The sequence below is a fragment of the Oxalobacter vibrioformis genome, assembly GCF_027118995.1.
GTDB lineage: Bacteria > Pseudomonadota > Gammaproteobacteria > Burkholderiales > Burkholderiaceae_D > Oxalobacter > Oxalobacter vibrioformis.
Map to the genome: position 1 here is coordinate 218,572 of NZ_CP098242.1, position 12,600 is coordinate 231,171.

Below are 12,600 nucleotides of genomic sequence, written 5' to 3' on the forward strand. Positions count from 1 at the left end.
CTCCCGTGCAATAATACAAAACCATGAGCAAACAGGACTGGCAAAACATGTCTCCAAAAGTAGCAATCGCCCAGATAAACAGCACGGTCGGCGACATTGACGGCAACCGCATGCGTATCGCTGAATTTTCATGACGTGCGGCAGCATCCGGCGCTGACATCGTCGTTACGCCCGAATTGTCCCTCACAGGCTATCCCCCGGAAGACCTGCTGCTCAACCGCAGTTTTTATGACAGCACGGCCTTAGCCCTGGCCGCCCTTGCCAGTGATCTGGCTGACATACCGGATCTTCATGTGCTTGTCGGCCACCACCTTGTCACCGGCAGCGGGCGGTATAACGCCTGTTCCATCCTGTCAAAAGGAAAAATTGTTGCCACTTACTGCAAAGCCGCGCTTCCCAATCACTCTGTCTTTGATGAAAAGCGCTATTTCACGCCAGGAGAACAACCTGTTGTTTTTACCGTAAAAGGCATATGCTTTGGCATCAACATCTGCGAGGATGTCTGGTCTGAAAAAGCGCCTGCACGTGCAAAACAGGCGGGAGCCGATGTGCTGCTGGTTCCCAATGCCTCACCTTACAACATGAACAAGCTGTCAAAGCGCTATGACATCCTGCGGGAAAACGTTTCCAGACAGGGGATGGCGGTCATCTATACCAATCTGGTCGGAGGGCAGGATGAACTGGTATTTGATGGCAACTCGTTTGCGCTGGATCATACCGGACAGCTGTGCGCCCATTTATGCCACTGCGATGAAGACATTGAGCTCCTTTCATTTGAGGGAGGGAAGCTCCAGCCTGCGCGCCAGGAAAAAACCATTTCAACAGAAGAAGAAGTCTATCGCGCACTCGTGCTGGGCACCCGCGACTACGTCGAAAAAAACGGTTTTCCCGGCATTATCCTTGGCCTTTCCGGGGGCGTGGACTCAGCCCTGGTACTTGCGATTGCCGTGGACGCCCTTGGCCGCGAACGGACAAGGGCTGTCATGATGCCGTCTCCCTATACCGCTGATATATCCATCGTGGATGCGGGCGAAATGGCCGCCCGCCTGAACATTCTTTACGATGTCATCCCCATCAATGACTGCTTCACAACTTTCCTGAGTACCCTTTCCTACCGGTTCGCAGGGCTGGCGGAAGATGCCACCGAGGAAAATATACAGGCCCGTATCCGGGGCACGATCCTGATGGCACTTTCCAATAAAACCGGCAGCATCGTACTGACAACAGGAAACAAGAGTGAGCTGGCCGTCGGCTACAGCACGCTTTATGGTGATATGGCTGGCGGCTTTTCCGTTATTCGTGATGTCCCCAAAACACTGGTATACCGCCTGTGCCGCTATCGCAACAGCGTTTCGGACATCATTCCGGATCGCATCCTGACGAGAGCGCCCTCTGCCGAACTGAGACAGGATCAGCGTGACCAGGATTCGCTGCCGCCTTACGACATACTGGATGCCATTGTCCAGATGTTCATGGAAGAAGAAAAAAGCCTGGCAGAAATTATCGAGGCTGGTTACGACCCGGCAGTGGTTGAGCGGATTCTTTTTCTCATCCGGAGAAATGAATACAAGCGCCGCCAGGCAGCTGTCGGCATCCGGATTACGCCTCGCGGTTTCGGACGTGACTGGCGGCATCCCATCACATCCAGATACCGCGACCGGTAGCGATTGATTTACAATCGCTGTATATAACGCCTTTCCAGCCAGAAAAAGACAGTTTACGGAGATCGAATGAAGAAAATTACAGCCATCATCAAGCCATTCAAACTCGATGAAGTGCGCGAAGCCCTTTCAGACGCCAACATCAATGGCCTGACCGTTACAGAAGTCAAGGGATTCGGCCGCCAGAAAGGACATACCGAGCTCTACCGCGGCGCAGAATATGTCGTGGATTTTCTGCCAAAAGTCAAAATTGAAATCGTGCTGGATGACAGTATGCTGGAACTGGCAATCGAAGCCATATTGAAATCAGCCCGGACCGGCAAAATCGGGGACGGCAAGATTTTTGTACAGGAAGTGGAACAGGTCATCCGCATCCGTACCGGGGAAACCGGGCTGGAAGCAATCTGATTTGCCGGTAAAACGGGAATTATTTGCTATCCGCCACAAAATAACGGCCGGTTGCCGCCTTGGCTTCGTTACTCTCTTTAATCAGTTCCTTCGCCCGGGCCAATTGTGACGCGACCATATTGGCTTCCACTTTTTTTGCCGCAGTGCCGGACATCTGATATCCCTGCTCGAAAGAAATGCTGTACCACCGGTAAGCCTGTACCGGATCGGTACGCATACCCAATCCCAGTTCGTACATACCGCCCAGCATGTATTGCGCTCTCATGTGGCCGCTTTCCGCTGCGCGCCTCATCCAGATGCCGCAAACCTGATCATCCTGCTCGAGGTTGACACCGCCACAATAAAGCTCGGCAATCTTTACCATGGCATTCACATCACCTTTTTCAGCCTTGACGACGAGCTTCGCAATGGTTTCCTCCCCGCTTTCACAACCGGACAAAACGGTAACCGCAAGCACTGCAATGACAATCGAAGTAACAATTTTACTGACGGATAAACGCATATTCATTCCTGTAGTCAACATCATCGGCTTTTCCCGTCCCGGATGAGAACAAGAAGGCGCGATAAAAAACAAGAAGAAAGTATAGCCTTAACGGCGATTTGATACCAGTGTAACGGCTTATTTGCCTTTAAGCAGAACGAGAAGAGCGCCTGAGCCGCCGTCAACCCCCTTTGCCTGCACAAAAGCGATGACCTCTTCTCTTTGCACCAGCCAGCCATGAACCAGTTTTTTAAGGACCGGCTCCTGGTTGACAGAACCCAGCCCTTTCCCATGAATTACCCTCACACAGCGAAACCCCTTGAGGGTACATCGTCGCAAAAATTCAACCAGCCTTTCACGCGCCTCATCACGCCTTTGTCCATGAAGGTCAAGCTCATCCTGGATAATCCAGTGGCCGCGCCTGAGCCTGCGCACCACTTCCTGTGCGATACCATTTTTTCTGTAACTCAGGTCGGCATCGGTTTCCAGCAGGGTATCCACATTGAATTCATCGAAAATGGATTCATGAAGCGCTGCCTTGTTATCGGCAATTCGCTGGTTGGGAATTGGCGCAGGCTTGGGGGATTGCGGCACCACCCGGTCACTGGCGTCCAGCGGCACCACATCGCCAATACTGTCACGGAAAAGACTGGCTTCCCGCTCAACCTCCCGCTCTTTGCGACGACGCGCTTCCTCTTCCCGCTTTTCCGCTTCCTTTTTCTTTTTCAGCGTTTTATGCAGGGACTTCAGATCGGAAAAATCCTTGATGGGAGAAGACATCGTCACCTGCCCTGTCAGTCAAAACTCTCAAGATAATGCTGGACATCCAGCGCTGCCATACAGCCCGACCCTGCGCTCGTGATCGCCTGCCGGTAGATATAATCCTGGACATCTCCCGCAGCAAAAACGCCCGGTATACTGGTTGCAGTTGCCATGCCGTCACGGCCACCCTGGGTGACAATATAGCCATTCGTCATTTCCAGCTGCCCCTGAAAAATGCCGGTATTGGGGGAATGCCCGATCGAAATGAAAAGCCCGTGCAAGGCGATGTCTTTCGTCGTCCCGTCCGTTGTAGAGCGAATCCGCGCACCAGTCACCCCTGTGCTGTCACCCAACACCTCATCAACCACTGAATTATAAAGAATTTCTACCTTACCCTGCTCTGCACGATGCATCAGGCGATCAATCAGGATCGGCTCCGCCCTGAATTTGTCCCGACGATGAATCAGCGTCACCCTCGAGGCAATATGGGAAAGATAAAGCGCCTCCTCCACCGCCGCATTGCCACCACCGACCACCGCCACTTCCTGGTCACGATAAAAAAAGCCGTCACAGGTAGCACAGGCGGATACTCCTCTTCCCCTGTAGGTCTCTTCTGAAGGCAATCCCAGGTATCTGGCTGAAGCGCCTGTGGCGATAATCAGTGCATCACAGGTGTACTCTTCCATTTCTCCTATCAGGCGAAACGGCTTTTCATCCAGCTTTGCCGTGTGGATATGGTCAAAAATGATCCGGGTCTCAAAACGTTCGGCATGCTCCAAAAAACGCTGCATGAGATCCGGTCCTTTTATGCCCAGTGGATCAGCCGGCCAGTTTTCAATATCTGATGCCGTCATGAGCTGCCCTCCCTGCTGCATACCGGTAATCAGTACCGGCTTGAGGTTTGCGCGTGCAGCATAAACTGCAGCAGTATAGCCAGCGGGTCCGGAACCCAATATCAGAACCGGTGCATGTAATTTTGTTGACATAAGCAGGAAACCTTTAAAAAATTATAAACTTGCACTCATTTTGTGCAAAATACATTAAAAGGCAGGGAATCGCTGATTAACGTGTTTTACGAGATGACGTGCAAGGCGCACGGAGCGCAGCAAGCGCGGCATATCTAGGGATAGACAAGCTTGCGAGTACCGAAGAGCGCAGCAATTCGTTCGCAAAACACGTTAATCAGCGATTTCAAAATATAATATTCCCTGATTTTCATACGCAGGGATCAAAACTTGTTAAGATTATAGACGAATACAAAACAGCTCACCTGACGCCCCGATAAAAGACGATATTTCCTGTCATAAATCAGACCGCAGGCCATGCTGGTAAACCTGAAAGCAACCCGATTTGGCTGGCGACCCGGCATGAATCAACAACACATACTGTCAGCATAACGAATAACCGGATTCATGAGCAAAACCTCTTCTGTATACAAAAGAAACAAGGCACCCGCCAAACCGGTCCCTGCACCACCCAGCAGGCTGGTGCGTCTTTTGACTGAAGCACGCTGGTTTGTACTGATTGCCTTTACCCTTTTCTTTTTCATCATTCTTTATACCTATTCCAAAGCGGATCCGGGCTGGTCCCATGCCGTGCAGGTCGACAAAATAAACAATATGGGCGGACGGGTCGGGGCCTGGATATCCGATCTGCTGCTTTTCACATTCGGCCTGTCTGCATGGTGGTGGGGCTTGTGGCTGCTTCGTGCCATCCTTCATGGCTATCGCCGTATCGCCAGCCTTTTGCTCCTGAAAGACACCCCAAAGCCGGGCTGGTTCCGAGACCGCCTGATGCCCAATCTGGGCTTTCTGATTCTGATCGCCTCTAGTGCTTCGATTGAATTCCTGCGCTTGTACTCAATGAAAGTACAGCTTCCGCGTGCGCCGGGCGGCGTACTGGGAGAATTGCTGGGGACTCAGGCCATGCATCAGCTCGGTTTTACCGGTGCAACCCTGATTTTGCTTATCCTCTTTGCCTTGGGGCTAAGCCTTTTTCTCCAGATGTCCTGGCTTCAGCTTTCAGAGAGAATCGGTACCGTGGTGGAAGGCTTCTTTGCCATTTTCATCAAGGCTTACCGCATCCGCCAGGATCGTAAAATCGGGCAGGAAGCGACCATCAAGCGGGAAGAAGTCGTCGTACAGGAAAAAGCCAAGGCGGTGGAAGCGCCTCCCATTCACATTGAGCCGCAAGTTACAGAAGTTCCCAAATCCGATCGGGCGGAGAAAGAAAGGCAGGTTGTGCTTTTCTCGGAACTCCAGGCGCTTCCGCCCCTGTCTCTCCTTGATGAAGCGGCTCCCCCCCAGGACATGGTGTCGGTTGAGACGCTCGAATTCACCAGCCGCCTGATTGAGAAAAAACTTTCCGACTTTGGTGTCAGCGCACGGGTAGTGACAGCACATCCCGGCCCGGTGGTTACCCGCTATGAAATTGACCCGGCCACCGGTGTCAAAGGCAGCACCATCGTCAATCTGGAGCGCGATCTCGCCCGCGCGCTCTCTCTTGTGTCCATCCGGGTGATCGAAACCATCCCCGGCAAAAACTATATGGCACTGGAGTTGCCCAATCCAAAACGGCAGATTGTCCGCCTCACAGAAATCATCAGCTCCAAGGTATACAGTGATGAATCATCCAGCCTGACCATTGCGCTGGGCAAAGATATTGCAGGCAACCCGGTCGTCGCTGATCTGGCGCGCATGCCGCATCTGCTGGTGGCAGGCACGACAGGCTCCGGTAAATCCGTTGCCATCAATGCAACGATCCTTTCCCTGCTGTACAAAGCCGATCCCAGCCAGGTACGCCTGATCCTGATTGACCCCAAAATGCTGGAACTCTCTATTTACGAGGGCATCCCGCACCTGCTGGCCCCTGTCGTTACCGACATGCGCCAGGCCGGCCATGCACTTAACTGGGCTGTTGCTGAGATGGAACGCCGGTACCGGCTCATGTCCCATGTGGGGGTACGCAATCTTTCCGGTTTTAACAATCGTATTGCTGAATCCAAAAAGCGCAACGAACCCATTACCAACCCCTTCTCCCTCACGCCGGACAACCCTGAGCCGCTGGAAAGCCTCCCGAATATCGTCATCATCATTGATGAGCTGGCAGACCTGATGATGGTTGTCGGCAAAAAGGTGGAAGAACTCATTGCACGCATCGCCCAGAAAGCCCGCGCCGCAGGTATCCACCTTATCCTGGCAACCCAGCGGCCATCTGTTGACGTGATTACCGGCCTGATCAAGGCCAACATCCCGACCCGTATTGCTTTTCAGGTCAGCAGCAAAATCGATTCCCGGACCATTTTGGACCAGATGGGCGCAGAAGCACTGCTGGGCCTGGGTGACATGCTTTACCTGCCACCGGGCACCGGACTGCCGATCCGTGCGCATGGTGCATTTGTTTCAGATGAAGAAGTCCAGCGTGTTGTCAATCACCTGAGGGAACATGGTGAGCCGGATTATGTCGAAGGTATACTGGAAGGCGGTACATTGGAAGACAACAATGTGGCCGCGTTTGGTGAAGGTGGCGGTGAGTCGGATGCCCTTTACGACCAGGCGGTTGCCGTCGTGCTGAAAAACCGCAGGGCATCGATTTCCCTGGTTCAGCGTCACTTGCGCATCGGTTACAACCGGGCGGCACGTCTTCTTGAACAAATGGAACAAAGCGGCGTCGTATCCCCCATGCAAAGCAATGGCAACCGGGAGATCCTTGTTCCCGTACAACCTCAGGATTAACCACGGAAAACAGGGCATCATACCATGAAAAAAAATCAAACAATGAGACTTTCCCGATTGAAGCAATTCGCTGTGCTTGCTGCATTCATCAGCTTTCCGCTCCTGGCCGGTGCATCCGGCATTGAACAGTTCAAAAATTTCCTGGCCAACACAAAATCAGCCCGCGGCGAATTTGCACAGGTTCAGGTCAAGCAGGAAGCCGAAGGAAAGCTGCGCATGGGTACGCCAGCTATGGGAACATTTCTCTTTTCCAAACCGGGGAAATTCATCTGGACCTATAAAAAACCTTATGAACAGGTTCTCCAGGCTGATGGAAAGACGCTTTACATCTATGACAAGGACTTGAATCAGGTCACCACCAAAAAGCTCGGATCTGCACTGGGCGCGAGCCCGGCAGCCATCCTTTTTGGCAGCACCGACATTGAAAAGAACTTCAGGCTGGCAGAAAACGGAACGCGTGACGGGTTGGAATGGATGGAGGCAACGCCAAAAGACAAGGAAAATACTTTTCAGCGTATCAACATCGGCATGCAAAACAATGTGCCTGTTGCCATGGAGCTGCATGATGCCATGGGACAGCTTTCATTGATCAAGTTTACGAAGTTTGAAAAAAATCCGGCTCTGAAAGCGGATACCTTCAAATTTGTCATGCCAAAAGGCGCAGACCTTTTTGAAAATTAGGGCCTGTAATGCCAAAAGGTTGCTATCCTTCATCAGCCATAACAAGCGCAACCGCTTCAGCAGCAATGCCTTCTTCGCGGCCTAGATAGCCCAGCTTCTCATTCGTCTTGGCCTTGATGTTGACCTGTTCAATAGACAGGCCCAGATCCTGTGCAATATGCTCACGCATTTTCGGGATATGCGGAGCCATTTTCGGCGCCTGCGCAATGATCGTCGCATCAATATTCGCAATGGCATAACCGGCTGACCGGACCAGATCAGCTGTAGCACGCAACAAAACCCTTGAATCCGCACCCTTGAACCGCGCATCAGTGTCAGGAAAATGTGTGCCGATATCTCCCAGGGCGGCTGCGCCCATCAGGGCATCGGTCACCGCATGCAGCAGGACATCCGCATCAGAATGGCCCATCAGCCCCATCCTGTGGGGGATATTGACCCCGCCGATAATCAGTTCCCGGTCTGCAACAAGCGCATGACAGTCATATCCCTGGCCAATGCGATATGGCAGTTTCTTCATCAAGACTTTCCTTGTTTTTTATCTGTTCTGTTCTTGCGGGCACGTTTTCTGGCGGCCCTGGCTTTCAGGAACATCTCGACTAGGCTCATATCAGCCGGTCGGGTGATCTTACTGTTGCTCAAATGCCCCTCCACCAGTTTAGGCATAAAACCCATCGCCTCAATCGCACCGGCATCATCCGTGACATCCGGGTTCTGCTGTATGGCCTGTACCAGTGCACCATAACGAAACATCTGGGGAGTCTGGGCCAGCCAGAGTCCTTCTCTTGATATCGTTTCAACACGCGACTTGTCTATCCGTTTCACCGTATCCACGACCGGCAATGCCAGAATCCCGCCTACCGGATGGTCACCGACTTCATCAACCAGATATTTGACCAGTTCCGGGGTCAGGCCGGGCCTTGCCGCATCATGAACCAGTATCCAGTCTTTAAGGGAAAGCCGGGAAGAAATCGCTTCCAGACCATTAAGAACAGAATCACGGCGGGTCTCGCCACCGCAACGCAAAAAAGTCACCTTGTTGGTTCGTGAATTGATCTTTTTTGAAACAATATATTCATCAATCCAGGCATCTGTCAGGCTCAAAACCACATACACATGTTCGATTTCGGGACAGGCGCTGAAAACTTCAATGACATGCTGGAGAACCGGTTTGCCGGCAAGCTGCAGGTATTGTTTGGGTATAGGCACTCCCATACGCTGACCGACACCTGCGGCGGGAATCAGCACATAATATCGCGAAGCATTGGATGCTGCTTGTTTGTCCGGCATATAAAAGAACTCGATTGTGACTTGCGAAAAGACAGCAACGACAAATTCCGTGTTGGATTATAATGACACAATTGATTGGACTTTCATATAGGACGAACTGGTCTTTGGGCCAAATTCGTCTTTTTTGTTTTATTAATGCCAGCCGATTTCAAGAAATTCCTCCCCCGCCCCGGTCAGCGTTATGCCCTGCCAGTTCTGCATGGATCGGCAGATTCGCTTGCTATTACACTGGCCGCCGCCGAGCTCAAGGGGCAAAACCGCATGCTGGTTGTTGTGACCGCTCATGCGTCCGATGCACGCCGCATCCTGGAAGAAATTCCCTGGTTTCACAAAGACCCGGAAAACCCCCTTCGCTGCCATCTCCTGCCGGATTGGGAAACCCTTCCCTACGATACCTTTTCCCCTCACCAGGACCTGGTATCACAGCGTCTTGCCACACTCTATGAAATCCAGAATGGCCGGTGTGACGTCCTGATCGTGCCTGCTACAACCGCACTCCTCAAGCTTGCCCCTCCCGCTTTTCTCGCGGCCTATACCTTCTTTTTCAGGCAGGATGAAAGAATAGATGAAGCCCAGCTGCGCTCCCAGCTGACACTGGCCGGATACCACCATGTCTCCCAGGTCATGTCACCGGGTGAATATTCGGTACGTGGCGGCCTGATTGATCTTTTTCCGATGGGATCGAGCCTGCCGTACCGCCTGGATCTTTTCGGCGACACGATTGAAACGATCAAGACGTTTGACGCAGACTCCCAGCGTTCTCTTTATCCCGTCCCCGAAATGCGCATTCTTCCCGGGCGGGAGTTCCCCACGGATGAAGAAGCACGGGCTTTTTTCCGAAGCCGCTGGCGTGAAGTCTTTGAGGGAGACCCCACCCTTTCCGTCATCTACCGGGACATTGCATCCGGTATCACCTCGGCCGGTATCGAATACTACCTGCCCCTCTTCTTTGAAGAAACCGCCACTCTTTTCCATTACCTGCCGGACGATGCGGTATTTACGCTGGTTGGCAATGTTGACGACGCTATTGAGCGTTTCTGGACAGACACGCTCTCGCGCTACGCTTTCCTGCGTGCCGATCGTGAGCGTCCTGTACTGCCGCCAGAGCAGCTTTTTCTCAAAAGCGAGGATTTCTTCGTTCTGGCAAAACCGCATGCACGCTGGGTACTCCAGACAGATGATGCGCCCTCTGAACTCTCATCCCCCATACCGGATATCACCATCAATCGCCGGGCGGATGACCCGTTGAGCAATCTGCGAGCCTGGCTGGGTAAAAGCGGCAAACGCACACTGATCTGCGCGGAATCTGCCGGACGCCGGGAAACCATGCAGCAGCTTTTCAATGAGTACAACCTGCCCGTGGCACCATGCAGCAGCTACGTGGATTTCGTTACCTCGGATGAGCCGCTGATGTTTGGTATTTCTCCCATCCAGAGCGGCTTTTCGCTTGGCCATGTGCTGGGCGATTTGAACCTCATCACCGAAACCGAGCTATATGCCAATTCCGGCAGGCGGGCGGGCAGAAAACGCCAGGAAGGCGCCATCCAGATCGAGCACATGGTGCGCGATCTGTCAGAACTCAAAATCGGCGATCCGGTTGTCCATGCCAACCACGGCATCGGCCGGTACCGTGGCCTGGTGAGCATGGATCTTGGGCAGGGTGAAACCGAATTTCTGCTCCTGCATTATGCCCAGAATACAGCGCTATACGTTCCCGTTTCCCAACTGCACGTCATTTCCCGCTATGCCGGCACCTCCCCCGATGATGCGCCACTGCACACGCTGGGATCAGGGCAATGGGAAAAAGCCCGACAGCAGGCAGCCAGGAAAGTCCACGACACCGCCGCAGAACTGCTTGACCTTTATGCGAAAAGGGCCATGCGAAAAGGACATGCCTTCCCGCTGACGATGCGGGATTATGAAGTATTTGCAGACAGCTTCGACTTCGAGGAAACACCGGATCAGTCAGCGGCAATCCAGGCGGTCATCGAAGACATGACATCGGACAAACCGATGGACCGTCTCATCTGCGGCGATGTCGGCTTTGGCAAAACCGAGGTAGCGCTCCGCGCCGCCTTCATCGCCGTCATGGGCGGCAAACAGGTCGCTATCCTTGCGCCCACAACGCTTTTGGCTGAACAGCATGCCCAGACCTTTGCGGATCGCTTTGCCGACTGGCCGATACGTATTGCCGAGCTTTCCCGCTTCAAGACCGCCAAACAGGTAACCCAGACCATCAAGGCACTGGCAGACGGCACCGTGGATATTGTTATCGGCACGCACAAGCTGCTTTCAAAGGATGTGCACTTTGCCCGTCTCGGACTGGTCATCATTGATGAAGAACACCGTTTTGGCGTGCGCCAGAAAGAAGCATTGAAAACCCTGCGAACCGATGTGGATGTGCTGACACTCACGGCCACCCCCATTCCCCGGACACTCGGCATGGCACTGGAAGGCCTGCGAAGCTTCTCCATCATCGCGACCGCACCGCAAAAAAGGCTGGCCATCAAGACCTTTGTCCGCAGCGAAAATGACTCCGTCATCCGCGAAGCCTGCCAACGCGAACTCAAGCGCGGCGGACAGGTGTACTTCCTGCATAACGAAGTGGAAACCATCGAAAACCGCCGGGCCATGCTGGAAAAACTCCTGCCGGAAGCCCGGATCGGCGTGGCGCACGGCCAGATGCACGAACGCGACCTGGAAAAGGTCATGCGGGATTTCGTCGCCCAGCGATACAACATCCTTTTGTGCACCACCATCATTGAAACCGGCATTGACGTGCCCAATGCCAACACCATGCTCATGCACCGGGCTGACAAATTCGGACTCGCCCAGCTTCACCAGCTTCGGGGAAGAATCGGACGCTCACACCACCAGGCTTATGCCTACCTGATGGTGCATGACACGATGACACTTTCCAAACCGGCGCAAAGGCGGCTTGACGCCATCCGTCAGATGGAAGACCTCGGCAGTGGCTTTTTTCTGGCCATGCACGATCTGGAAATACGCGGTGCAGGTGAAGTGCTGGGAGATGAACAATCCGGTGAAATTCAGGAAATCGGCTTTCAGCTGTACTCCGACATGCTGAAAGAAGCCGTACGTGCCATGAAAAAAGGCGAAGAACCTGATTTTGACGCCTCTTTCAGAACAACAACCGAAATCAATCTCCATACCCCGGCGCTTTTGCCATCTGACTACTGTGCAGGCGTCAACGAACGCCTGTCCCTGTACAAGCGTCTGGCCAGCAGCGAAACCCCGGAAGAAATAAGCGACCTGCAGGAGGAAATGATTGACCGTTTCGGCAAACTGCCGGATGAGGCACAGGCCCTGATTGATACCCATCGCCTGCGTATCCTTGCAAAAACGGCAGGGATTACCAAAATCGACGCCCATGCCGAAGCCATTTCGTTGCAGTTCATGCCCAATCCGCCGATAGATGCGCTGAAAATCATTGAGCTGATCCAGAAAGACAAGAATATCCGACTGAACGGCCCCGAAAAACTGCGGATTACGGCAAAAACCCCCGATCTCAATTCCCGTGTAGCAAAAATCCGGTCAACAATACAGTCACTGACGGCCTAGGCTC

9 protein-coding genes and 1 pseudogene are annotated in these 12,600 nt (G+C 53.1%); 5 read left to right on the forward strand and 5 right to left on the reverse strand.

All coding sequences use genetic code 11. From position 1 onward, the window contains the following. Positions 1-47 precede the first annotated feature (47 nt). Together NB640_RS01180 and NB640_RS01185 are read left to right on the forward strand one after the other, a co-directional pair. Positions 48-1,664, forward strand: a pseudogene (locus NB640_RS01180) (NAD+ synthase). A 66-nt stretch (positions 1,665-1,730) separates the two neighbouring features. Next, positions 1,731-2,069 (forward strand): P-II family nitrogen regulator, encoded by a 339-nt coding sequence (locus tag NB640_RS01185; RefSeq protein ID WP_269309318.1) that lies wholly within the window; start codon positions 1,731-1,733, stop codon positions 2,067-2,069. A gap of 19 nt (positions 2,070-2,088) precedes the next feature. On the opposite strand, the gene NB640_RS01190 is transcribed toward NB640_RS01185, so the two are convergent. From NB640_RS01190 to trxB, 3 genes are all read right to left on the reverse strand, one after another. Continuing rightward, positions 2,089-2,571, reverse strand: coding sequence for a tetratricopeptide repeat protein (locus NB640_RS01190; protein ID WP_269309319.1), 483 nt, complete (start codon positions 2,569-2,571; stop codon positions 2,089-2,091). A gap of 117 nt (positions 2,572-2,688) precedes the next feature. After that, entirely contained in the window at positions 2,689-3,330 is a 642-nt protein-coding gene (locus tag NB640_RS01195; protein WP_269309320.1) for a Smr/MutS family protein, read from the reverse strand. A gap of 14 nt (positions 3,331-3,344) precedes the next feature. Further along, entirely contained in the window at positions 3,345-4,298 is a 954-nt protein-coding gene (gene trxB, locus NB640_RS01200) for a thioredoxin-disulfide reductase (RefSeq protein ID WP_269309321.1), read from the reverse strand. A 426-nt stretch (positions 4,299-4,724) separates the two neighbouring features. Here trxB and NB640_RS01205 point away from each other — a divergent pair, with 426 nt between their 5' ends. Then, on the forward strand, positions 4,725-7,046 hold the full coding sequence (locus NB640_RS01205) for a DNA translocase FtsK (protein ID WP_269309322.1): 2,322 nt from the start codon (positions 4,725-4,727) through the stop codon (positions 7,044-7,046). A gap of 24 nt (positions 7,047-7,070) precedes the next feature. Next, positions 7,071-7,727 (forward strand): outer membrane lipoprotein chaperone LolA, encoded by a 657-nt coding sequence (gene lolA, locus NB640_RS01210; RefSeq protein WP_269309323.1) that lies wholly within the window; start codon positions 7,071-7,073, stop codon positions 7,725-7,727. A gap of 22 nt (positions 7,728-7,749) precedes the next feature. Here the strand turns inward: lolA and ispF are convergent, their stop codons facing one another. Both ispF and ispD read right to left on the reverse strand, forming a co-directional pair. Further along, the gene (gene ispF / locus NB640_RS01215; protein ID WP_269309324.1) at positions 7,750-8,244 is read right to left on the reverse strand and encodes a 2-C-methyl-D-erythritol 2,4-cyclodiphosphate synthase; all 495 of its coding nucleotides are present in this window, start codon (positions 8,242-8,244) and stop codon (positions 7,750-7,752) included. Then, positions 8,244-9,014 (reverse strand): 2-C-methyl-D-erythritol 4-phosphate cytidylyltransferase, encoded by a 771-nt coding sequence (gene ispD / locus NB640_RS01220; protein ID WP_269309325.1) that lies wholly within the window; start codon positions 9,012-9,014, stop codon positions 8,244-8,246. Before ispD ends, ispF begins: the two co-directional genes overlap by 1 nt. Before the next feature lie 135 nt (positions 9,015-9,149). On the opposite strand from ispD, the gene mfd reads away from it, so the two are divergent. Then, the gene (gene mfd / locus NB640_RS01225) at positions 9,150-12,596 is read left to right on the forward strand and encodes a transcription-repair coupling factor (RefSeq protein WP_269309326.1); all 3,447 of its coding nucleotides are present in this window, start codon (positions 9,150-9,152) and stop codon (positions 12,594-12,596) included. Positions 12,597-12,600: the final 4 nt, after the last annotated feature.

Bases quoted from the DNA above. Each gene is read 5' to 3' on its own strand.
- ispD (WP_269309325.1), bottom strand. From the start codon at position 9,014: ATGCCGGACAAACAAGCAGCATCCAATGCTTCGCGATATTATGTGCTG.
- NB640_RS01205 (WP_269309322.1), top strand. From the start codon at position 4,725: ATGAGCAAAACCTCTTCTGTATACAAAAGAAACAAGGCACCCGCCAAA.
- NB640_RS01195 (WP_269309320.1), bottom strand. From the start codon at position 3,330: ATGTCTTCTCCCATCAAGGATTTTTCCGATCTGAAGTCCCTGCATAAA.
- NB640_RS01190 (WP_269309319.1), bottom strand. From the start codon at position 2,571: ATGCGTTTATCCGTCAGTAAAATTGTTACTTCGATTGTCATTGCAGTG.
- mfd (WP_269309326.1), top strand. From the start codon at position 9,150: ATGCCAGCCGATTTCAAGAAATTCCTCCCCCGCCCCGGTCAGCGTTAT.
- NB640_RS01185 (WP_269309318.1), top strand. From the start codon at position 1,731: ATGAAGAAAATTACAGCCATCATCAAGCCATTCAAACTCGATGAAGTG.
- ispF (WP_269309324.1), bottom strand. From the start codon at position 8,244: ATGAAGAAACTGCCATATCGCATTGGCCAGGGATATGACTGTCATGCG.
- lolA (WP_269309323.1), top strand. From the start codon at position 7,071: ATGAAAAAAAATCAAACAATGAGACTTTCCCGATTGAAGCAATTCGCT.
- trxB (WP_269309321.1), bottom strand. From the start codon at position 4,298: ATGTCAACAAAATTACATGCACCGGTTCTGATATTGGGTTCCGGACCC.